Raw genomic sequence first — 21,549 nt, 5'->3', positions numbered from 1 at the left:
CGTTCGTCCTAGAGCCTTTCCTGGTCAGAATGCTTCAATCTGACGAGGAAAGGCTCTGGGGCGTCAACCGCTGCCCGGGACAAAAGTTCCTGATCGCCAAGATCAAACGGTGCTCAGGCAATGGCTCCTGGAGCGATCGTCCGTGCGGCGCCGCTTTCGGATTTGCCGAAGCACTCGAGTTCGCGAAGCGGAACGGGTTTGGAGAAGAAGTAGCCCTGAAGGTCGGTGCAGCCGAGGGCGGCCAGAAAGTCCCTTTGATATTCGGTTTCGACCCCTTCGGCCGTCGTCGAAATCCCGAGGTTGCGGCTGAGGGTTACGATGGCGCCGATGATCGCAGCGCCGTTGGCTTTTGCGCCCAGCTGCGAGACGAAGGAACGATCGATCTTGATGCGGTCTATGTCGAAGCGGACCAGATGGCTGAGGCACGAAAAGCCGGTTCCAAAATCATCCAGCGAAATCTGAACTCCGTGGCCACGCAGCGATTTCAGTACCGTGTAGACATCCGAGCTGTCCTCGATCAGCGAGGACTCGGTGAGTTCGAGCTCCAATCGAGACGGCGGCAAGCCGGTCTCTTCAAGCACTGCGAAGACCTCCTCGGCGAAGTTAGGCCTTCTCAGCTGGGAGGGAGACACATTCACGGCCACAAAGGTGTCTTTAGGCCACTTGCAGGCAGCTCTGCAGGCTTCGCGCAGCACCCAGAGACCAAGGGCGTCGATGAGGCCGCCTTCCTCGGCCGCAGGGATGAAGCTGGCAGGCATCAACAGTCCGCGCTGACTATGACGCCAGCGCACGAGAGCCTCCGCGCCCGACGCCGAGTATCCGCCCTCGGCGCGATGCACTGTCTGATAGTAGACCTCAAGCGACCCGAAGTCCGGTCTGTGGCCGATCGGACCGGGTTGTGGAACGCCGGCCGACAAGGCCGTGCTCTTCGCCAGAACATCCCGCAATTCGTTCTTGAGGACGTCACGCGCATTCCTGCCACCGTCCATGGATGGCGAATAGACGCGCCACTGGCCTCTTCCGCCCATCTTAGCCTCGTAGAGCGCGACGTCGGCATAACGCATGAGATCGTCGGCATTGCGTCCGGCGTCCGGCACGATGGTGAGACCGATCGAGCCGCCGACCCGGGCGACCGCTTCGCCTCTCAGAAGCGGGAAGGGCCTGCCGAGTTCGGCAACGATCGCGTCGCAAATGGACAACAGGGTCTGATCGTCCTCCTTGATGTCCCGCAGAAGCAAGGCAAATTCGTCGCCCCCGAGCCGGGCTAGCGTATCATCAGGGCGAAGCACGGACCGGATCCGCTCCGCGGCCATCCGGATGAGTTCATCACCGGCGGCATGGCCAAACGTGTCGTTCACCGCTTTGAAGCGGTCGAGGTCGAGCAGTGCGACGGCCGAGCGCTCGGTCGAATGCCGCGTATCGGCCAGGCACTCCTCGAACCGCATGGCGAACAAAGCGCGGTTGGGAAGGTTGGTCAGCACGTCATGCAAGGCGAGCTGCCTTGCGTGCAGCTCGCTTTTCTTCAGTTCGCCGAGACTGCTGCGCAACCGCACGAGCAGCACCGAAAACAGCACGGCGATCACCAGGGCGGCAATCGAAAGCGCCGGCATCAATCGGCCGATCACCCGCGAACCCGGAAGATCGGGTCGCCATACGATGAATCCGATCGGCTCACCGTTTGCCGTCGCGTCGATTTGGAATGCCACCTCATTTTCGTCGGGATCGGCTGTGCGGGCAAAACGCGCCCCATTGAGACCCTGCTGCCGGCTCAATTCGTCGAGGGCCGCACCATCGAGGAACCGCACGACGATCAGGAATTGCCGCGTCGGCTGCGGCTGTCCCTCGGGTGCTTCGTTGATGGCAACGATGCCGACGATCGTCGGCCGCCCCTCCAGCCGCATCAGATTGGCCAGCGCATGGTTGGGGCGAACCGCGCGCGCCCGGCGGCTTTCCAGCGAGGATGGCATTCGGTCGGTGAATGTGGGGCTTTGGCTTGCGGTAAGACGACTGTCTTTAAGAAGCGGCAAAAACAGAGGTTTCATCCAGCGATAGCGCTTTTCCGTTTTCGCATCGGTCAGCATGCTCAACTGAGCCTTGTCGTCGACGACAAAGGCCTGGTCGTATCCGAAGGCGGACATCGCCGTTTCGCTGATTGCGCTGCCGGCCGCCCCGGTCAGAACCGTATCGAGGCTGGAGGAAATGCCTGCCGACCGGGACGCAGGATAAACGCGGGCAAGATAGCCGTTGCCAAACTGACCGATGACATGGGCGACCTGATCGACCTGTTCCCGCAGGCGCGCGTTGACCAGCTGGCGCTGACGATCAAGCGCCGCAGCGTCGCTTTCTGTTCCCGCCCAAAGCGCGGAGAGAACGACCAATCCAATCGCTCCGAGCCCGCTGACGGCGATCAGAAAGAGAATTCTTCCCGAGGCGATCCAGGACTTCTGAAACGTGTTGGAGCTGGAAGGAACAACGATGTGCAAGCCTGGACCCCTGGACACCACGATACGGGCGCATTCGCCAACGCTAACAAATAAGCGTTCACGTAGAATTAAAGCCTCCGGCGCACTATAGGACGAGATCGATCACGCCCAGGGGGTTCCGGCGATGTTGCGAATATCCATTCAGACTTTATTGCGCGGAGCGCTGATGTTGGGCGGGGTCGGTGTCGTTTTGGCTGTGGTCTCGCCGCTGCCGGTGGCCGCGCAAGAGCGGATGCCGATGAGAGTGGCCGTCGAAGGTGCGTTTCCGCCCTTCAACTATCTCGACGCGAACAACAAACTTCAGGGGTTCGACATCGATATTGCCAATGCCCTCTGCGAGACCGGCAAATTCGAATGCCAATTCATCATCGAGAAGTGGGACGACATGATCCCCGATCTCGTTGCCGGAAAATACGACGCGATCATTTCATCGATGTCGATGAGCCTGGAGCGGCGCCAGAAGGTCGCTTTCACCGAGAAATACTACAACAGTCCATCAGTGTTCATCGCTCGCAAGGATTCGCCGATCACTGACGTCAGCCCCGCCGCCCTCAGTGGCAAAAAGCTCGGCGTGACGTCGTCGACGGCGCAGGAATCTTACGCCAACCACTTCTATCCCGACATGAAGAAAACGGTATTCCGGTCATCGCCGGAATTGTATAAGGGCCTGTCGGACGGGCGCGTCGACATTATCCTGGAGGATAAGCTCGCCATTTACGACTGGATTGCCAATACGAAGGCGGGAACCTGCTGCGCGTTCAAGGGGCCGGATCTCGTCGACGTCACTTATTTTGGCGAAGGTGCGGGGATTGCGGTGCGTCTAGATGACAAGGACCGCCTTGCACGCCTGAACGAGGCGTTGAAGACGATCAAGGAAGACGGGTCTTATGACATGATCAATGCCAAATATTTCCCGTTCAGCATCCAGTAGCAGGCAACAGAATTTTCATGTGACTGCTGCGAGAAGGCCGGTTTTCCCGGCCATCTCCGTTTTGAGCTAAAGCGCGCTGCTGCGCACTTTCGCGCGACATTCTTTCTCGTCAGGCGGCTTTCGCGACCTCTCCATGTGGGTCGAGAACGAACTTCGTCGCCGCGCCATGGTCGAAGCTCTCATATCCCTGGACGGCATCGTCGAGCGGGATGACCTTGGCGTTGACGATATCGGCGATCGGCAACCGGTCGTGAAGGATCGCCTGCATAAGCTGGCGATTATATTTCAGCACCGGCGTCTGGCCGGTGTGGAAGGACTGCGCCTTTGCCCAGCCGAGACCGAAGCGAAGCGAGAGATTGCCGTGCTTGGCGGCATTGTCGACGGCGCCCGGATCCTCGGTCACGTAAAGGCCGGGGATGCCGATCGAACCTGCGGCGCGGGTGATCTCCATCATCTGATTGAGCACGATCGCCGGCTGTTCTCCGCCGGAATGGCCGCGCGCCTCGAAGCCGACCGCATCTATCGCGCTGTCCACCTCATTCGTGCCGACCACCTCGGCGATCATGTCGCCAAGACGGTCGCTCTTCGAGAGATCGATCGGCTCGAAGCCGACTTTCGCCGCGTGCGCCAGGCGATCCTTGTTGAAGTCACCGATCATGACGACGGCGGCGCCGAGGATGCGAGCCGAAGCCGCAGCCGCAAGCCCGACCGGGCCGGCGCCGGCGACGTAGACGGTCGATCCGACCCCGACGCCTGCGCGCACTGCGCCGTGAAAGCCGGTGGGCAGGATGTCGGAAAGCATGGTGAGATCGCGGATCTTCGCCATCGCCTTATCCCGGTCCGGGATTTTCAGCAGGTTAAAATCGGCATAGGGAATGGTGACGTAGCGTGCCTGCCCGCCGATCCATCCGCCCATGTCGACATAGCCGTAAGCCCCGCCGGCGCGGGCCGGATTTACCGTCAGGCAGACGCCCGTATCCTGAGATTTGCAGCAGCGGCAGCGGCCGCAGGCGACGTTGAAGGGCACCGAGACGATGTCGCCGATGTCGAGCATCTCGACGTCGACGCCTTTCTCGATGATCTCGCCGGTGATTTCATGGCCGAGGATCAGGCCCGGCATTGCCGTCGTGCGGCCGCGGACCATGTGCTGGTCGGAGCCGCAGATGTTGGTGGAGATAACCTTCAGGATCACGCCGTGCTCGATGCGGCGGCCATCGGGCGCCTCCAGCTTCGGGTCGTCGATGTCGCGAACTTCGACCTTGCCCGGCCGGAGATAGACGACGCCTCTATTCTTGCTCATGGATTCCTCCCATGTGTTGAATGCCTCGAGCTGCAACCGATGCAGTCGACGACAACTATTCCTCCGGTCTGCCTCCTCTGCAGCCCGGCATTCAGATCGCCGCATCGGGCGACATTTCGAATTTCGCAGCTAGGCGGGGAAAGGCTGGATCGAGGAGAGAGTGTGCACGATAGGTCTGGCCTGTCGTTCCGCTCGTCATCGCCCGCCGCAATCCGGAGATCTGCTGCGCAAAGAGCTGGTTTCGGGCTCCAGAACCTCCTTTCGATCCGTCTCGAGGTCTCCGAATATCAATCCGGCGACCGCTTTCAGGACTTCAGTTCTTCTACCGCTGCAGGGCAGCGCGCCGGCGGCTGGCCAGCATCGCATGTTCATGTCGCCAACTTGCGAGGCAGCGCCATGAACATGACCAGAAAACCATGCCTGACCGAAAACGGCGCCCGAAAAAACGACATAGGTGCACCTCCAGGCGACAGGGCGGCAAAGCTGTAATCGCTTTCGGTAGGGGGCGACAGATTGATCTCGCGAATGCGGCAGTTTTCCGGATCGCTCCGGATGATGTTATCGAAGCTGTCGGGCTTCCCCCCGTTAAACTCGTGGCACTTGCGATCACATCTAGTGGCCAGCGGCAGATGTCGTTTTCAATCGTGATTGGACTTCGGCTGTGACCTGAGCGAGGCTGTTCTTGGGAGCGGACCATCTATTTTTCCGGGGATAGGAGGCCGAAATGGAACAGCATGCACTCGAGCAGTTGAAAACGATCGCGAAGGTCAGCACGACCTATAATCGCCTTGAAATGACGAGGCGCGAACGGCTTGAACGGTGGGCCGACAGTCTGGAACACAGTCCCAGGCCGTTTCTCAAGACGCTTCACGAAACCGAATATCAGCCGATTGCCGATCGGCTTGCCTTGCGGGACGACGACACTCCGATCTCTGTTGCGTTCGCTGATCCCATTCTGCGGGCGGCAGGAATGGAAAATGACAGCTATGGAGAAGCCAGGCGGTTCTTTGAACTCAGCGATGAGCAGTTGCACGACCTGGTCTGCTTTTGTCATTTCGGAGAACGCGTCAGCGCTGCAACACTAGCTCGCCGCGTACGAAAGATGGCAGCTCACAAACCAGGCGGGTTTTTCGCTCAGCTTCGTGCGTTCTTTGGCTGATCGAGGCTGAGGCCACCTGGAGCTACAAAGGGCTGGGCCGTTCCGCCGGGTGGAGCGGTCGCCACGGCATCGCTTGGTCGCTCATCGGCGCATGAGCGAACACGGCCAAACCCGTCGCGTCAGTGGACCGGAGGATAGGCGGCAGCTAGCCGCCTACGGCCGGTGGTTCCGGTTGAAGTCGACCGCCGTGTGCCAGAACACGGCGCCGATGATGATCGCGCCGCCGAAATAGGTGGCGATCGGCGGCTGCTCGGAAAACAACAGCCAAACCCAGAAGGGCGTCAGCACGATTTCTATTGTGCCGATCAGTGCCGCCTCGGCCGGCGGCATCCGCTTTGCCCCGGCAAGGAAGAGCACCAGCGCGAGGGAAAAATTGGTGGCTCCGAAGGCGGCAAGGACGATCCAGTTGTGCAGGTCGAGAGAGCCGACCGAGCCGAAAGGCGCGAAGATGACAAGAGTGAGGAAGGCGCTGACCACGGTCGGCGGCAGGCTCGGCACGCCGGGGTCGATGCGCGGAATGATGATGACGAGCGCGAAGGACGCGGTCATGCCGAGGGCCAGAAGATCGCCCCAGCCGGTGCCGCCGCCGATCGACGAGGCGACGATGACGCCGACGCCGAAGAGGGACACGGCGCCGGCAATCATCGTCCGCCTGGCAACCCTCTCTTTGAGGACGAGCCAGCCGAACAGAGCCGCGATGAAGGGCGTCGTCGCATAGATCATCGTCACATTGGCGACGGTGGTCATGTAGAGCGCCCCGATGAAGCATCCCTGACTGAAGGTCTGGCATGCGATCATCGCAAGACCGGACGGACGGAGGACGGAACGCCATTGCCGCCGCGAGATGCCCCCTTCGAGGAAAAGGCAGGGGATCAGCAGGAACAGGCCTCCGAACAGCGATCGCCAGGCGATCGCCGTCCATACGTCGGTCGTAAGCAGCCGCGAATAGACGCCGCTCGCGCTCCAGGCGAGCGTCGCGGCAACGATGAGAAGCACACCCTTCTCATGCTCGCTGCCTGCGAGGCGTGTTGTCGAATTGTCAATGGTCACGCAGAGATTCTCAAAGAAGGAAGTCGAACGCCGCCCATTTCTGCGCCAGCGATTGACATAAGACAAACGAATAGTAGTGATAGCTATCATCGATTTTTTCTATGGTGTCCATGCAAGAACCTCTTGAAAGCGATCTTCTCAGAACCTTCCTGGTCGTTGCTGAGACGTCGAATTTCTCCGCGGCGGCCCAGCGCATCGGGCGGACGCAATCGGCCGTGAGTACCCAGATCAAGCGGCTCGAGGCGGCGATCGGTGAAACTCTGTTCGAGCGCGTCGCCCGCGGCGTCCTGCTGACGCGCCAGGGCATACAGCTCGTGCCCTATGCCCGTCGGGTCATCGACCTGCTGAACGAGGCCGCCGCGACGATCCGCAGCAAACCGCTGGACGGGCCGGTCCGCATCGGAATCCCCGAAGAATACAGCCAGACGGTGCTGCCGGCAGCGCTTGCGGCCTTCGCCGTACGCCATCCGGCGGTCGAGGTCACCGTGTCCTGCGATTACACCGCCCGCAACATCGCCGCCCTGGAGCGGGACGAACTTGACCTTGCCGTCGTGTTCGACTGGAGCGATCAGAGGAAAGGCGAGGTTCTGTGCATCGACCCGACCGTCTGGGTGACGTCGCTGGTCCACCGGCTGCACGACTTAGATCCTCTGCCCGTCGCGACCTATCGCAACTCCACCTGGTCACGTGATTTTGCGCTCCGGTCACTGGAACAGATCGGCCGCAATTACCGGATCGCCTTCATTGCCGATACCGGTTCGGGGCTGAAGAATGCTCTGACTGCAGGCCTTGCCGTCACCACGCTGTCACGCAGCAGCATCCCGCCCGGCTGCCGGGAACTGACCGCCGAGGATGGTTTCCCGCCGGTCGATTCCTCGAAGGTCGTGCTCCGCCGCAGCACCTTCCGCTCCAGCGAGGCCGTTCGCGAACTGGCCGAGATGGTGCGCGAGGCGTTCCAGCCTATGGTAGCGCCGCCGATAGCGTGATGCGGCGGCGCAAGCGGCGCCGAGTCTCGGACGGGCTCTCGGAAAAACTCGCCCGGTAGCTTCTCGCAAAGGCCGAAGCCGAATTGAAACCGGTTGCCGCCGCGATGTCGGCGAACGAGGCCGTCGTCTCGATCACCTTGCGGCGCGCCGCATTCAAGCGCAGCGCGAGATAATGCACATGCGGCGGCGCGCCGATGTTTTGCTGAAAGAGGTCCTGCAGATGCCGGGCGCTGATGCCCACCCGGCGGGCGAGCCGCGCCAAAATGAGCGGCTGCTCAATGTGCTCCTCCATCAGCCGCACCGCCTGCGCCACGCGGGGATCATGCATGCTCAGCCCCGCCGAGGCGGCGGAAAGTGGTTCGTCCGCATGAAAGGAAGGCTGTTCATAGCGGAACAGCCGGCTGACTTCGAGCGCCAGCGAGTAACCCTGCCGTTGCCGGATCACCTCCAGCATCAGGTCAACGGTCGGGAGCGAACCCGATGTCGTCAGCCGTTTGCCGTCGATGACGAAACGATCCTTGACGGCCCGCACCTCAGGATAGGCAAGCGCAAAGTCCTCGTAATCTTCCCAGTGGACCGTCGCCCGTAGCCCACCGAGCAGGCTTGCTTCGGCGAGCAGCCAAGTGCCGGACTCGATGCCGGCAACGATGCTGCGGTAGCGGGCGGCCCGGGAAAGCTGCATCTTCAGCGCTGGTGTCGCGCTGTCGTGCCAGTTGTAACTGGCCAGCACGAAGAGGGGCCTGTCCTCGGTCGTCGCCTGGAAGGTTCCTTCGGCCGGGATGGCGATATGGCTCGTGGTCGGGACCGGCGCGCCGTCCGGCGTCAGCAGCCGCCAGCGATAAAGCTCGCCGCCGGCGATGCGGTTGGCGCCGCGCAGCGGCTCGATGACCGATGCGATCAGGATCAGGTTCGTCTCCGGCAGAATCAGAAGGTCGATATCGAGCCGTTCCGTCGATCGCTGCAGCAAGGCCGCCTCCTAAGGTTTCCGATAATGTATCAATCGTCGCCGAAACTGCAAAGCATCCCCGCTCATCCTGTCGCGTAATGGCTGACAAGACGGGGAGAACAAAAACATGCCTCTTGCGATGAACCGCGATGTTTTCATCACCTGCGCCGTCACCGGCGCCGGCGATACGGTTTCCAGATCCAGCCACGTTCCCATTACTCCCAAGCAGATCGCGGATTCCGCGATCGACGCCGCCAAGGCTGGAGCGGCCGTTGTTCATTGCCATGTCCGCGATCCGGAAACGGGGGCCGCCAGCCGCCGCAACGACCTCTATAGAGAGGTCACCGACCGCATCCGTTCGGCCGATGTCGACGTCGTCCTCAATCTCACCGCCGGCATGGGCGGGGACCTGATCTTCGGGGATGTCGAAAGCCCCCTTCCCCTCAACGTGAAAGGCACCGACATGGCGGGCGCCAGCGAGCGCGTCAGTCATGTCGCCGAATGCCTGCCGGAGATCTGCACGCTCGACTGCGGCACGATGAACTTCAATCTCGGCGACTATGTCATGACCAATACGCCGGCCATGCTGCGGGCGATGGCCAAGAAGATGACGGATCTCGGCGTGCGGCCGGAGATTGAGGCTTTCGACACCGGCCATCTCTGGTTCGCCAAGCAGCTTGCCGAAGAGGGGCTGATCGAAGATCCGGTGCTGATCCAGCTCTGCATGGGTATTCCGTGGGGCGCGCCCGACGACCTCAACACCTTCATGGCGATGGTCAATAACGTGCCTCAGAGCTGGACCTTCTCGGCTTTTTCGATCGGCCGAAACGCCATGGCCTATCCGGCGGCGGCGGTTCTGGCCGGCGGCAACGTGCGCGTCGGCCTGGAAGACAATCTCTTTATCGGCAAGGGCCAGCTCGCCACAAATGCGCAGCTCGTCGAAAAGGCCGTGCAGGTGGTGGAAGGCATGGGCGCGCGCATCATCGGACCGGAAGATGTGCGCAAGAAGCTGAAGCTGACGAAGCGCTGAGGATATCATGACCAAGATCAGCAAGGCGGCCTGTATCGGCGGCGGCGTCATCGGCGGCGGATGGATCGCCCGTTTCCTGCTCGCCGGTATCGACGTCGACGTGTTCGACCCGCATCCGGAGGCAGGCCGGATCGTCGGCGAAGTGATCGCCAATGCCGAAACGGCCTATGCCATGTTGACCGGCGCACCGCTGCCGCCGCGGGGCAGGCTCCGCTTCTGCACGACGTTGCAGGAAGCCGTCACCGATGCCGACTGGATTCAGGAAAGCGTGCCGGAAAGGCTGGACCTCAAGCGCGGCGTCCTGACTGAGATCGATGCCGCGGCGCGGCCCGACGCTTTGATCGGCTCGTCCACCTCGGGCCTGCTGCCGACCGATCTGCAGTGCGACATGAAACATCCCGAGCGCCTCTTCGTCGCCCATCCCTATAACCCGGTCTATCTGTTGCCGCTGGTCGAAATCGTCGGCGGTGCAAAGACCTCGGCTGCGACCATCCGGGCGGCAATGGAAAGACTGCCGCCGATCGGCATGAAGGGCGTCCATATCGCCAAGGAGATCGAGGCCTTCGTCGGCGACCGGCTGCTCGAAGCGCTCTGGCGCGAGGCCTTGTGGCTCATTCATGACGATATCTGCACCGTCGAGACGCTCGACGACGTCATCCGCTATTCCTTCGGCCTGCGCTGGGCGCAGATGGGCCTGTTCCAGACCTATCGCATCGCCGGCGGCGAGGCCGGCATGCGCCACTTCCTCGCGCAGTTCGGGCCGTGCCTCGCCTGGCCCTGGACCAAGCTTACTGATGTTGTCGATCTGGACGATGCACTGATCGAAAAGATCGGCCGGCAATCCGACGAGCAGGCGGCCGGCCTCTCAATCCGCGCGCTCGAACGCATCCGCGACGAAAACCTCGTCGGCATCCTCCAGGCCCTCAAGGGCGGTGATAGCGGCAAAGGTTGGGGTGCCGGTAAGCTGCTGAAGGATTTCGAACAAACCCTCTGGGCGCGAGGCGGTGATGCGGCCGCTTCTGCCGATCCTTCGAAGCCGCTGCGGCTTGTCGAAACCAAAGTGAGCCCGGCCTGGGTCGACTATAACGGCCATATGACCGAGCACCGCTATCTCCAGGTGTTCGGCGATACGTCCGATGCATTGCTGCGTCTTGTCGGCGTCGACCTTGCCTATGTCGAGGCGGGGCACAGCTATTACACTGTGGAAAGCCATATCCGTCATCTCGGCGAGGCGAAGCTCGGTCAGGCGATCCATTCGGCATGCCAGATTCTGAGCGCCGACGAGAAGCGGCTGCATGTCTTCCACACATTGCGCGACACGGCGACGGGCGCGGTCATCGCAACCGCCGAGCAGATGCTGCTGCATGTCGACAGCAAGGCGGGCAAGGCAGTGGCAGCGCCCGCCGCGGTGCTCGACAGGGTGAAGGCGATTGCCGCGTCCCATGCGGAACTGGCGCTGCCCGAAGGCACCGGCCGTCACGTCGGCCAGAGGCGGTAGGAGGATCGGCATGAATTTTGGCCTCAGCGAAGAACAGGAAATGATCGTCGAGACGGTCCGCGCTTTCGTCGAAACAGAGATCTATCCGCATGAGAACGAGGTCGAGCGGACCGGCTTCGTTCCGTCGGAACTCGGGCGCGAGATTCAGCGCAAATGCATCGATCTCGGCTTCTACGCCTGCAATTTCCCGGAGGAGGTCGGCGGCGCCGGCCTCGACCATGTCACCTTCACGCTGGTCGAGCGGGAACTCGGGCGCGGCTCGCTGGGGCTGACGGTTTTCTTCGGCCGGCCTTCCGGCATCCTGATGGCCTGCGAGGGCGAGCAGCGCCAACGCTATCTCCTGCCGGCGGTGCGCGGCGAGAAGATTGATGCGCTTGCCATCACCGAGCCGGATGCCGGTTCCGATATGCGCGGCATGAAATGCGCCGCCCGCCGCGACGGCGCCGATTTCGTCCTCAACGGCACGAAACATTTCATCTCGCACGCCGATGTCGCCGATTTCGTCATCGTCTTTGCCGCCACCGGCGAGGAGGAAACGCCGAAAGGCATCAAGAAGAAGATCACCGCCTTCCTCGTCGATCGCGGCACGCCGGGGTTCGAAATCCTCAAGGGCTACGATTCCGTTTCGCATCGCGGCTATCACAATAGTACCCTCAGCTTTACCGATTGCCGGATCCCTGAGGCTCAGGTGCTGGGCGAGGTGCATCGTGGCTTCGATATCGCCAATCAATGGCTCTACGGCACCCGGCTGACGGTTGCCGCCACCTGCGTCGGCCGGGCACGCCGGGTCTTCGAGATGGCCTTGCCCTATGCCGCCGAACGCAGGCAGTTCGGCAGGCCGATCGGCGCCAATCAGGGCGTGTCGTTCAAGCTCGCCGACATGATCACCGAGATCGACGCGGCCGACTGGCTGACGCTTGCAGCCGCCTGGCGGCTCGATGCCGGTCTTGTAGCCGACCGGCAGATTGCCTCGGCCAAGCTCTATGCCTCCGAAATGCTGGCTCGGGTCACTGACGAGGCGATCCAAATCTATGGCGGCATGGGTCTGATGGATGACCTGCCGCTTGCCCGCTTCTGGCGCGATGCGCGCGTCGAGCGCATCTGGGACGGCACCTCGGAAATCCAGCGGCATATCATCAGCCGCGACCTGCTCCGGCCCCTGGGAGCGTGAGCCGATGACTTCAAGACCGCTCGACCGCCTGCTCAGACCGCAAACGATCGCCGTCTTCGGCGGCCGCGAGGCGCGCAGGGTGATCGAGCAATGCGACCGCATGAGCTTTTCAGGTCAGATCTGGCCCGTCCATCCCAAACTCGAGCAGGTGCTTGGACGGCCGTGTTATCGCTCCGTAGCCGATCTGCCTTCTGCCCCAGACGCTGCTTTCGTCGGTGTCAACAGGACGCTGACAGTCGAGATCGTGCGCAGCCTTTCAGAGGCCGGCGCCGGTGGAGCGGTCTGCTATGCATCGGGCTTCCGCGAGGCGACGGCGGAACTTGCCGACGGCACCGAACTGCAGCAGGCCCTTCTGGAGGCGGCGGGCGGCATGCCGATCCTCGGGCCGAACTGCTACGGGCTGATCAACGGCCTCGATGGCGCTCTGTTATGGCCCGACCAGCACGGCATGCAGCGGATCGAACGCGGCGTAGCGATCCTCACGCAGTCCTCCAATATCGCGATCAACCTGACCATGCAGACCCGCGGCCTGCCGATCGCCTATGTGGTCACGGCAGGCAACCAGGCGCAGACATCGCTTGCCGATGTCGCCTGCGCGCTCATGGAGGATCCGCGGATCACGGCGGTCGGGCTGCACGTCGAAGGTTTTGGTGATCTCTCCGCCCTTGAACGCTTGGCCACCATTGCCCGTCGGTTGAAGAAGCCGGTCGTCGTGCTCAAGGTCGGCAGGTCCGAGCAGGCAAGACATGCGGCGGTATCGCACACCGCCTCGCTTGCCGGCAGCGATGCGGTAGCGGACGCCGTGCTGGCCCGCCTCGGTCTCGGCCGTGTCCAGAGCCTGCCGGCGCTGCTCGAAACCCTGAAGCTGCTGCATGTCGCCGGTCCTCTCCCCGGCCACTCGATCTCGTCCATGAGTTGCTCCGGCGGCGAGGCTTCGTTGATGGCGGACGCCGCCGTCGGCTGCAAGGTGGAATTCCCGGCCCTGCAGCCGCAGCAATTGCCGCGTTTGCGGCGGGCTCTTGGGGAGATGGTGACGCTCTCCAATCCGCTCGACTACCACACTTTCGTGTGGGGTGATTTCACCCGCCAGACAGAAGCCTTCAGCGCCATGTTCGAAGGCGGTTATGCCCTCAATCTCGTCGTGCTCGATTTCCCGCGGGGCGACCGCTGCGATGTGTCCGAATGGGCAACGACGGCAGATGCCGTCATTGCCGCGGCCTCTGCGACCGGCGCGCTCACCGGACTGCTCGCGACGCTCCCCGAGAACATGCCGGAGCCGGTCGCCGACCGACTGATGGCCAATGGCGTCGTCGCTTTTTCCGGTATCGATGAAACCATCGCTGCGGCGGAAGTCGCCGCCGGCATTGGCCAAGCTTGGAATAGCCCGCCTCCCCTGCCGCTGCTCGACGTCGCCCCTACAGTCGGCGAAATCGAGACGCTGACGGAGAGCGAGGCGAAGGCCGAGCTTGCCGCCTGCGGCCTCCCTGTTCCCTGGGGGCTGCAGGCTTTCTCTTCCCGCGAAGCAGCCGAACAGGCCGAACGGCTCGGCTTCCCCGTCGTTCTGAAGGGGCTCGGCATTGCGCACAAGACCGAGGCCGGAGCTGTCGTGCTCAATCTAAAGGATGCGAAGGCAGTATCGGATGCGGCGGCGGCAATGGCGTGCGACGCCGGTTATCTCGTCGAGAAGATGATCGGTCCCCCTGTCGCAGAACTGATCGTCGGCGCCACCCGCGATCCGGTCTTCGGCCTGTCGCTGACATTGGGAGCGGGCGGAATTTTCGTCGAACTGCTCGACGATTCCGTCATCCTGCCGCTTCCGACGACGAAAACCGAGATCTATGCTGCGGTTTCGCGTCTCAAGATTGCCAAATTGCTTCATGGCTATCGTGGCCGGCCAAGGGGCGATCTCGAAGCCGTTGTCGATGCTGTCGCAGCTACGGCAGAATATGTCGTAACGAATGCGGTGCGCCTGGAGGAACTGGACCTTAATCCATTGATGGTTCTTCCCGAAGGGCGCGGTGTAGCCGTAGTCGATGCCCTCATACGGCGAAGGAGGTAGCACAGGTTTGAACGACCATATTCGTACACGACGTGACGGCGGAGTGCTCGAAGTCGTCATCGACCGGCCGAAGGCGAACGCCATCGACCTTGCGACCAGCCGTGACATGGGATTGATCTTCCGGGATTTTCGCGACCACCCCGAATTGCGTGTCGCCATCGTCACGGGTGCGGGCGAGAAGTTTTTCTGCGCCGGATGGGATTTGAAGGCGGCCGCCGCTGGTGATGCCGTCGACGGTGACTACGGCGTAGGTGGTTTCGGCGGGCTGCAGGAACTGCGTGACCTCAACAAGCCGGTCATTTGTGCGGTCAACGGCATCTGTTGCGGCGGCGGGCTGGAGATCGCGCTTTCGACCGATCTGATCATCGCCGCCGAGCATGCGAGTTTCGCCTTGCCGGAAATCCGTTCGGGCACGGTCGCCGATGCCGCTTCGATCAAGCTGCCGAAGCGCATCCCCTATCACATTGCCATGGACATGCTTTTGACCGGACGCTGGCTCGACGTTCACGAGTCGCATCGCTGGGGTTTCGTCAACGAGGTTCTACCGGCCGACCGGCTGATGGAAAGAGCCTGGGAGCTTGCCCGGCTGCTCGAAAGCGGACCGCCGCTCGTCTATGCGGCCATCAAGGAGATCGTGCGCGAAGCAGAGGGTTCGACGTTCCAGACTGCCATGAACAAGATCACCAAGCGGCAGTTTGCAACCGTCGACAGGCTCTATTCGAGCGAAGACCAATTGGAAGGCGCCCGCGCCTTCGCCGAGAAGCGAAACCCTGTTTGGAAAGGACGATGAGGAGGCGGCAGCAACCGCAGTGTTTTCCCGCATGATGCGGGCACCGGAGGCGGAGAGGAAACCGTCTGCGATCCTGCCCGGAAGTTCTGTCAACGCACCACAAAGAAGGAACTGGGGAATGAACGACCATACGAAATATCTCACAAGTCGCGTCACTGCAGGCGGATTGAGCCGCCGCGAATTCATGGGACGCGCCATGGCGGCCGGCATCACGCTTGCCGTCGCCGACAAGCTTTTCACCGAAAGCGCCGAAGCCGCCGAACCAAAGCGCGGCGGCCATCTGAAGCTCGGTCTCGAAGGCGGTGCCGCCACCGATTCCAAGGACCCGGCAAAATTCCTGTCACAGTTCATGTTCTGCGTCGGCCGCTGCTGGGGCGACATGCTGGTCGAATCCGATCCACTGACGGGTGCCGCCGTGCCGGCGCTCGCTGAATCCTGGGAACCCTCGAAGGATGCCGTCACCTGGACCTTCAAGATCCGCAAGGGAGTCAAGTTCCACGATGGCAAGGAACTGACGATTGACGACGTCGTCGCGACGCTGAAGCGTCATACCGACAAAAAGTCGGAATCAGGCGCGCTCGGTGTCCTCGGTTCGATCAAGGAGATCAAGGCCGACGGCGGCAACCTCGTGCTGACGCTCAGCGAAGGCAATGCCGACATGCCGCTGCTGCTGTCCGACTACCATCTGGTCATCCAGCCCAACGGCGGCGTCGACGATCCGCTGGCGTCGATCGGCACCGGCCCGTACAAGCTGACGAGCTTCGAGCCTGGCGTGCGCGCCACCTTCGAGAAGAACAAGGACGACTGGCGCAGCGACCGGGGTTATGTCGACTCGATCGAAATCATCGGCATGAACGACGCAACCGCCCGCATCGCCGCACTCTCGTCCGGCCAGGTGCATTACATCAACCGCGTCGATCCGAAGACCGTCAACCTGTTGAAACGCGCCCCCAATGTCGAGATCCTCTCGACTGCCGGCCGCGGCCATTACGTGTTCATCATGCATTGCGACAAGGCGCCGTTCGACAACAACGACCTGCGGCTTGCGCTCAAATACGCCATGGACCGCGAAACCATGGTGCAGAAGATCCTCGGCGGTTACGGAAAGGTCGGCAACGACTTCCCGATCAACGCCACCTATGCGCTGTTTCCAGAGGGCATCGAACAGCGCACTTACGACCCCGACAAGGCTGCCTTCCACTACAAAAAGTCGGGCCATAGCGGCTCGGTCCTCTTGCGCACCTCGGAAGTCGCCTTCCCCGGCGCTGTCGATGCGGCCGTGCTCTACCAGGAAAGCTGCAAAAAGGCCGGGATCGAGATCGAGGTTAAGCGCGAGCCCGGCGACGGCTACTGGACCAATGTCTGGAACGTCCAGCCCTTCTCGACTTCCTATTGGGGCGGCCGTCCGACGCAGGATCAGATGTATTCCACCGCCTATCTTTCGACGGCGGACTGGAACGACACCAAGTTCAAGCGTCCTGACTTCGACAAGCTGCTGCTGCAGGCCCGATCCGAGCTTGATGAAGCCAAGCGCAAGGACATGTACCGCACCATGGCGATGATGGTGCGCGACGAAGGCGGCGTGATCCTGCCGATGTTCAACGACTTCGTGAATGCCTCCACCAAGCAGGTGAAGGGGTATGTCCACGATATCGGCAACGACATGTCGAACGGTTACGTCGCAACCCGCGTCTGGCTGGACGCCTGATGGCAAGGGGCGCATCGCCCCTCCGATCTCCGACGAAGCTGGGACCGTGGGAAGAAAACCCGCGGTCCTCCCGACGTTTTAGCCAAAGGCATTTGCCATGACCAACCCTGCCCCAAGCAATATCTTGCCGGGCCTGAGGCTCCGGCAGCGTTTTCCGTTGCTTGCCCTCATCCTCGAGCGCTTCGTGCTCAGCATTATTCTGCTTTTTGCGGTTTCCATCCTGATCTTCGGCGGGCTCGAAGCACTGCCCGGCGATTTTGCCACCACCTATCTCGGCCAGTCGGCAACGCCGCAGGCTGTTGCCAATATCCGCCAGGATCTCGGACTGGACCGGCCGGTGACGACACGTTACGTCGAGTGGCTCGGCAATGCCGTCCAGGGTGACTTCGGCACTTCCTGGGCCAGCAAGAATTCGGTGAGCGAACAGATCGGCAAGCGCCTCGGCAATTCGCTCTTTCTGGCGGGTTTCGCGGCGGTGATTTCGGTGCCGCTCGCTGTCGGCCTCGGCATGTTCTCGGTGCATTTCCGCAACCGCATGCCGGATAAGATCATCAACGTGATCTCGCTTGCGGCGATCTCCCTGCCGGAATTCTTCATCGGCTACCTGCTGATCCTCTTCTTCGCCGTGAAGTTGGGCATGGCCACCTTTCCGGCGACCGTCTATGACAGCATGGGCTTCCTCGAACGCCTGAAGGCGATCGCCCTGCCGACGGCGACCTTGGTGCTTGTCGTGCTGGCGCATATGATGCGCATGACCCGGGCTGCCATTCTCTCCGTCATGTCGTCGGCCTATATGGAGACCGCCGAGCTTAAAGGTCTCAGTGCCTTCCGCGCGATCGTCAAGCACGCCGCCCCTAACGCGCTGGCGCCGATCATCAATGTCGTCGCATTGAACCTCGCCTATCTCGTGGTCGGCGTCGTCGTCGTCGAAGTGGTCTTCGTCTATCCCGGCATGGGGCAATATATGGTCGACGCGGTCACGGTGCGCGACATGCCCGTGGTGCAGGCCTGCGGCCTGATCTTCGCGGCCGTCTACATCTTCCTCAACATGATTGCCGACATCCTTGCGATCATCGCCAATCCGCGGCTGAGGCATCCGCGATGAGAGCAAGAGACATACCCATCACCGCCTGGATCGGCATGGCCGGCATTGCCGTCGCCTTCATTTTCGCTGTCTTCGCGCCCTGGATCGCGCCCTACGGGGAGACCCAAGTCGTCGGCGACGTCTGGCAGCTGCCAGACGATAAATATGTCTTTGGCCTCGACAATCTCGGCCGCGATATCCTCTCACGGCTGATCTACGGCGCGCGCACGACGCTGCTCGTCGCCTCCGCCGCCACCATCATCTCCTTCTCGCTCGGCATCATCCTGAGCTTCACGGCGGCCGTCTCGCGAGGCCTTATCGACACGGTCTTTTCCCGCTTCAACGATCTGATGATGTCGATCCCGACGCTGATCTTCGCGCTGGTGGTGCTCGCGGTTCTGCCGCAGAATATCGTCGTCCTGATCCTTGTCATGGCGATCCTCGATTCCACTCGCGTCTACCGTCTCGGCCGCGCCGTGGCGCTCGATGTGGCGGTGATGGAATTCGTTGAGGCGGCCAAGCTGCGCGGCGAAGGCAAGCTCTGGATCATCTTCCGCGAAATCCTGCCGAACACGCTGTCGCCGCTGCTGGCCGAGTTCGGATTGCGCTTCGCCTTCTCGATCCTGTTCCTCTCGACGCTCTCCTTTCTCGGCCTCGGGATCCAGCCGCCGGCCGCCGACTGGGGCGGCATGGTCAAGGACAATAAGGACGGGATCATCTTCGGCATTTCAGCCGCATTGGTGCCGGGCACGGCGATCGCGGTACTCGCCATCTGCGTCAATCTCGTCGTCGATTGGCTGCTGAAACGCACATCCAGCCTCAAGGGAGGGCGTGGCGATGCCTGAGCTTCTTTCCGTTCGCAATCTCAAGATCGAGGCGACCAGCTATCCGCCGGGCGAGCCGCCCAAGCGTGTTACGATCGTCGACGGCGTTTCCTTCGACCTCAAGAAGGGCAAGGTTCTCGGCCTGATCGGAGAATCGGGCGCCGGCAAGTCGACGATCGGCCTCTCGGCGCTTGCCTATGGCCGCGGCGGCGCCGAAATCACCGGCGGCGAGGTTCGGCTCGACGGCACCGACATTCTGGCGCTCGGCAAGAACGGTGTGAGGAAAATCCGGGGCGCCCGCGTCTGCTATGTCGCGCAATCGGCGGCAGCCGCCTTCAATCCGGCGCACAGGCTCGGCGATCAGGTAATCGAAGCATCGGTCAAGCATGGGCTCATGACGAGGGAGGAGGCGCGCAAACGGGCGCTTTATCTGTTCCGTGTTCTCGGCCTGCCCAACCCCGAAACCTTCGGCGAGCGCTTTGCCCATCAGGTCTCCGGCGGCCAGTTGCAGCGCGCGATGACGGCGATGGCGCTCTGCTCGAATCCTGAACTCATCGTTTTCGACGAGCCGACCACGGCGCTTGACGTCACCACGCAGATCGACGTGCTGGCGGCGATCAAGCATGCGATCGAGGAGACTCGCACGGCGGCCCTCTACATCACCCATGACCTTGCCGTCGTCGCCCAGATTTCGGACGACATCATGGTCCTGCGCCATGGCAAGCAGGTCGAATATGGCAGCGTTCAGCAGATCATCGAAGCGCCGCGGGAAGATTATACCCGGGCGCTGGTGAATGTCAGGCAGGCCTATCGCGAGGAAGCGGCCGATCAATCCACGGCGCTGCTCAAGGTAGAGAATGTCAGCGCCGAATATTCCAACGGCTTCAAGGTGCTGCATGATGTTTCCTTGCATGTGCCGAGGGGTCAGACGCTCGCCGTCGTCGGCGAATCCGGTTCCGGTAAATCGACGCTGGCACGCGTCATCACCGGCCTGTTGCCGCCAAGCAGCGGGCGTGTCGTCTTTGCCGGCAAGGTGCTGATGCCGGCTCTCAAGAGTCGGCCGAACGACGATCTCAGGCGCATCCAGCTGATCTATCAGATGGCCGATACGGCGATGAATCCGCGGCAGACGGTGCGCGACATCATCGGTCGGCCACTGACCTTCTATTACGGCCTGAGGGGTGGGGCAAAAACCGCACGGGTGAAGGAGCTGCTCGACCAGATCGAAATGGGCAACGGCTTCATCGATCGCTACCCGGCGGAATTGTCCGGCGGTCAGAAGCAGCGTGTGGCGATTGCCCGAGCTCTTGCCGCCAAGCCCGAGCTGATCCTCTGCGACGAGCCGACTTCGGCGCTCGATCCGCTGGTGGCCGAGGGCATCCTCAAGCTGCTGCTGCGTCTGCAACAGGAGGAACAGCTGTCCTACATCTTCATCACCCACGACATCGCGATCGTCCGGGCGATTGCCGACAGCGTGGCGGTGATGCATCGCGGCAAGCTGGTGCGCTTCGGCCCGAAATCGACGGCGCTGTCGCCGCCCTTCGACGACTACACCGACCTGTTGCTCAAATCCGTACCCGAGATGGAGATCGGCTGGCTGGAGCGGGTGCTGACGACGCGGAAGATGGCAAGCGCCGGGAATTGAAGGCTCGAAATCTTCCGGCACTCATCCGGATATGATGGCTTCGTTGATCGGTGTCTTCAATACTCTGCCGGCACCGCATACACTTCCGCGGATGGATCTGCGAGGAACGAGCGCACCGTCGGTGGCAGCTGGCGTGAAGACAGCGGCAGTGGTCCGCAACGCGACAGAAGCTCGCGCAGGTTGGGCTCGGCGCCGACATGCCGCCAGATCATCCGCGACGCATACGGGAGATTTTCCCGTCGCCACGAAACTCCCATTGTCGTCCCGCGCAGATAGAAGCGCTGGTACTCATCGAATGGCAGGAGAATCGTCTGTGAAAGTACCGGATTCGGGCCGACGACTCGCTCCGTAATGAAGATCCGGTTTCGATAGAAGGCCGCAAGGCCGACATATTTCGAAAACTGCTGGATGCCGTTTCCAGCGTCCCGCAGACGCTCCATGGATTTGACATGCACAAGCCCACCCTTCTCCACAAAGCGGCTGCACGAACACACAACCATTCCCGGCCAGGACGGGGAGCGATGATAAGTCTGGAAATAGCCGATATGGCGCCGGAGCGCGGCCAGATCGCCCGGGAACGCCTTTAATAGTTCGGAACTTTGATTGAGATCTAGATTCGGTTTGCGAAGCCGCTCGCGAAAGAGCCTGGGAGCGAGACCAAAGTCGGCTGCGTCGAGATCGAAATACTTGGCTATGCGCGCGAGATTATGGGCAGACGGCCTCGTCTGGCCGTTGATATATCGATTGAATTGCTGCCGGTTGATGTCGATCGCGCGGCAAAGATGCGAAATGGAACGCTGCGTGGCACAGGCGATCTTGAGGTTCTCGACTAGGTGAGGCATCGGCGGTTCCGTCTTAATGATAGTAGCGTAAACTCGCTCAAAG

At 61.9% G+C, this 21,549-nt stretch carries 17 protein-coding genes; 12 read left to right on the top strand and 5 right to left on the bottom strand.

Annotated elements, in window-relative coordinates; all coding sequences use genetic code 11:
- Positions 1 to 113: 113 nt before the first annotated feature.
- Positions 114 to 2,483: a putative bifunctional diguanylate cyclase/phosphodiesterase gene (locus B5E41_RS14665; protein WP_088394681.1), complete on the bottom strand. Its 2,370-nt coding sequence runs from the start codon at positions 2,481 to 2,483 to the stop codon at positions 114 to 116.
- Positions 2,484 to 2,607: 124 nt separating this feature from the next.
- Between B5E41_RS14665 and B5E41_RS14660 the strand changes: the two genes are divergently transcribed.
- Positions 2,608 to 3,414: an ABC transporter substrate-binding protein gene (locus B5E41_RS14660; RefSeq protein WP_088394679.1), complete on the top strand. Its 807-nt coding sequence runs from the start codon at positions 2,608 to 2,610 to the stop codon at positions 3,412 to 3,414.
- Positions 3,415 to 3,523: 109 nt separating this feature from the next.
- Here the strand turns inward: B5E41_RS14660 and fdhA are convergent, their stop codons facing one another.
- Entirely contained in the window at positions 3,524 to 4,714 is a 1,191-nt protein-coding gene (gene fdhA, locus B5E41_RS14655; protein WP_088394762.1) for a formaldehyde dehydrogenase, glutathione-independent, read from the bottom strand.
- 724 nt (positions 4,715 to 5,438) lie between these two features.
- Between fdhA and B5E41_RS14645 the strand changes: the two genes are divergently transcribed.
- Entirely contained in the window at positions 5,439 to 5,873 is a 435-nt protein-coding gene (locus B5E41_RS14645; RefSeq protein ID WP_064806965.1) for a hypothetical protein, read from the top strand.
- A gap of 153 nt (positions 5,874 to 6,026) precedes the next feature.
- Here the strand turns inward: B5E41_RS14645 and B5E41_RS14640 are convergent, their stop codons facing one another.
- Entirely contained in the window at positions 6,027 to 6,923 is an 897-nt protein-coding gene (locus B5E41_RS14640; RefSeq protein WP_088394675.1) for a DMT family transporter, read from the bottom strand.
- A gap of 110 nt (positions 6,924 to 7,033) precedes the next feature.
- On the opposite strand from B5E41_RS14640, the gene B5E41_RS14635 reads away from it, so the two are divergent.
- Positions 7,034 to 7,909, top strand: a complete 876-nt coding sequence (locus B5E41_RS14635) for a LysR substrate-binding domain-containing protein (protein ID WP_088394672.1) — start codon at positions 7,034 to 7,036, stop codon at positions 7,907 to 7,909.
- Here B5E41_RS14635 and B5E41_RS14630 read toward each other — a convergent pair.
- Positions 7,884 to 8,876 carry a GlxA family transcriptional regulator gene (locus B5E41_RS14630; RefSeq protein ID WP_088394670.1) on the bottom strand — a complete coding sequence of 331 codons (993 nt, stop codon included), beginning with the start codon at positions 8,874 to 8,876 and terminating at the stop codon, positions 7,884 to 7,886. The two genes, B5E41_RS14635 and B5E41_RS14630, sit on opposite strands and share 26 nt — an antisense overlap.
- Before the next feature lie 106 nt (positions 8,877 to 8,982).
- On the opposite strand from B5E41_RS14630, the gene bcoG reads away from it, so the two are divergent.
- The 9 genes from bcoG to B5E41_RS14585 all read left to right on the top strand — a co-directional run bounded on the left by bcoG (position 8,983) and on the right by B5E41_RS14585 (position 20,664).
- Positions 8,983 to 9,885 (top strand): 3-dehydrocarnitine:acetyl-CoA trimethylamine transferase BcoG, encoded by a 903-nt coding sequence (gene bcoG / locus B5E41_RS14625; protein ID WP_088394668.1) that lies wholly within the window; start codon positions 8,983 to 8,985, stop codon positions 9,883 to 9,885.
- A gap of 7 nt (positions 9,886 to 9,892) precedes the next feature.
- Positions 9,893 to 11,383, top strand: coding sequence for a carnitine 3-dehydrogenase (locus tag B5E41_RS14620; protein ID WP_088394666.1), 1,491 nt, complete (start codon positions 9,893 to 9,895; stop codon positions 11,381 to 11,383).
- Positions 11,384 to 11,393: 10 nt separating this feature from the next.
- Complete coding sequence (locus B5E41_RS14615) at positions 11,394 to 12,554, top strand: acyl-CoA dehydrogenase family protein (RefSeq protein WP_088394664.1); 1,161 nt, start codon at positions 11,394 to 11,396, stop codon at positions 12,552 to 12,554.
- A gap of 4 nt (positions 12,555 to 12,558) precedes the next feature.
- Positions 12,559 to 14,613 (top strand): acetate--CoA ligase family protein, encoded by a 2,055-nt coding sequence (locus B5E41_RS14610; RefSeq protein ID WP_088394662.1) that lies wholly within the window; start codon positions 12,559 to 12,561, stop codon positions 14,611 to 14,613.
- A 7-nt stretch (positions 14,614 to 14,620) separates the two neighbouring features.
- The gene (locus B5E41_RS14605) at positions 14,621 to 15,403 is read left to right on the top strand and encodes a carnitinyl-CoA dehydratase (RefSeq protein WP_088394660.1); all 783 of its coding nucleotides are present in this window, start codon (positions 14,621 to 14,623) and stop codon (positions 15,401 to 15,403) included.
- Between the two features lie 118 nt (positions 15,404 to 15,521).
- Positions 15,522 to 17,111 carry an ABC transporter substrate-binding protein gene (locus tag B5E41_RS14600; RefSeq protein WP_088394658.1) on the top strand — a complete coding sequence of 530 codons (1,590 nt, stop codon included), beginning with the start codon at positions 15,522 to 15,524 and terminating at the stop codon, positions 17,109 to 17,111.
- A 97-nt stretch (positions 17,112 to 17,208) separates the two neighbouring features.
- On the top strand, positions 17,209 to 18,216 hold the full coding sequence (locus B5E41_RS14595; protein ID WP_088394656.1) for an ABC transporter permease: 1,008 nt from the start codon (positions 17,209 to 17,211) through the stop codon (positions 18,214 to 18,216).
- Positions 18,213 to 19,040, top strand: coding sequence for an ABC transporter permease (locus B5E41_RS14590; RefSeq protein WP_088394654.1), 828 nt, complete (start codon positions 18,213 to 18,215; stop codon positions 19,038 to 19,040). The genes B5E41_RS14595 and B5E41_RS14590 overlap by 4 nt, the downstream gene beginning before the upstream one ends.
- Positions 19,033 to 20,664 (top strand): ABC transporter ATP-binding protein, encoded by a 1,632-nt coding sequence (locus B5E41_RS14585; protein ID WP_088394652.1) that lies wholly within the window; start codon positions 19,033 to 19,035, stop codon positions 20,662 to 20,664. The genes B5E41_RS14590 and B5E41_RS14585 overlap by 8 nt, the downstream gene beginning before the upstream one ends.
- Positions 20,665 to 20,720: 56 nt before the next feature.
- Here B5E41_RS14585 and B5E41_RS14580 read toward each other — a convergent pair whose 3' ends face one another.
- On the bottom strand, positions 20,721 to 21,506 hold the full coding sequence (locus B5E41_RS14580) for a helix-turn-helix domain-containing protein (RefSeq protein ID WP_086083210.1): 786 nt from the start codon (positions 21,504 to 21,506) through the stop codon (positions 20,721 to 20,723).
- Positions 21,507 to 21,549 lie beyond the last annotated feature (43 nt).

The organism is Rhizobium esperanzae (assembly GCF_002204185.1).
In the GTDB taxonomy this organism is placed as follows: domain Bacteria; phylum Pseudomonadota; class Alphaproteobacteria; order Rhizobiales; family Rhizobiaceae; genus Rhizobium; species Rhizobium esperanzae.
Note: the sequence above shows the minus strand (reverse complement) of the source record. Positions and strands in the feature narration are given on the sequence as shown.

What these genes read in the sequence shown, in the direction of transcription:
- B5E41_RS14660 (WP_088394679.1), top strand. Translation starts at nt 2,608, where the DNA reads ATGTTGCGAATATCCATTCAGACTTTATTGCGCGGAGCGCTGATGTTG.
- fdhA (WP_088394762.1), bottom strand. Translation starts at nt 4,714, where the DNA reads ATGAGCAAGAATAGAGGCGTCGTCTATCTCCGGCCGGGCAAGGTCGAA.
- B5E41_RS14645 (WP_064806965.1), top strand. Translation starts at nt 5,439, where the DNA reads ATGGAACAGCATGCACTCGAGCAGTTGAAAACGATCGCGAAGGTCAGC.
- B5E41_RS14635 (WP_088394672.1), top strand. Translation starts at nt 7,034, where the DNA reads ATGCAAGAACCTCTTGAAAGCGATCTTCTCAGAACCTTCCTGGTCGTT.
- bcoG (WP_088394668.1), top strand. Translation starts at nt 8,983, where the DNA reads ATGCCTCTTGCGATGAACCGCGATGTTTTCATCACCTGCGCCGTCACC.
- B5E41_RS14620 (WP_088394666.1), top strand. Translation starts at nt 9,893, where the DNA reads ATGACCAAGATCAGCAAGGCGGCCTGTATCGGCGGCGGCGTCATCGGC.
- B5E41_RS14615 (WP_088394664.1), top strand. Translation starts at nt 11,394, where the DNA reads ATGAATTTTGGCCTCAGCGAAGAACAGGAAATGATCGTCGAGACGGTC.
- B5E41_RS14610 (WP_088394662.1), top strand. Translation starts at nt 12,559, where the DNA reads ATGACTTCAAGACCGCTCGACCGCCTGCTCAGACCGCAAACGATCGCC.
- B5E41_RS14600 (WP_088394658.1), top strand. Translation starts at nt 15,522, where the DNA reads ATGAACGACCATACGAAATATCTCACAAGTCGCGTCACTGCAGGCGGA.
- B5E41_RS14595 (WP_088394656.1), top strand. Translation starts at nt 17,209, where the DNA reads ATGACCAACCCTGCCCCAAGCAATATCTTGCCGGGCCTGAGGCTCCGG.
- B5E41_RS14590 (WP_088394654.1), top strand. Translation starts at nt 18,213, where the DNA reads ATGAGAGCAAGAGACATACCCATCACCGCCTGGATCGGCATGGCCGGC.
- B5E41_RS14585 (WP_088394652.1), top strand. Translation starts at nt 19,033, where the DNA reads ATGCCTGAGCTTCTTTCCGTTCGCAATCTCAAGATCGAGGCGACCAGC.
- B5E41_RS14580 (WP_086083210.1), bottom strand. Translation starts at nt 21,506, where the DNA reads ATGCCTCACCTAGTCGAGAACCTCAAGATCGCCTGTGCCACGCAGCGT.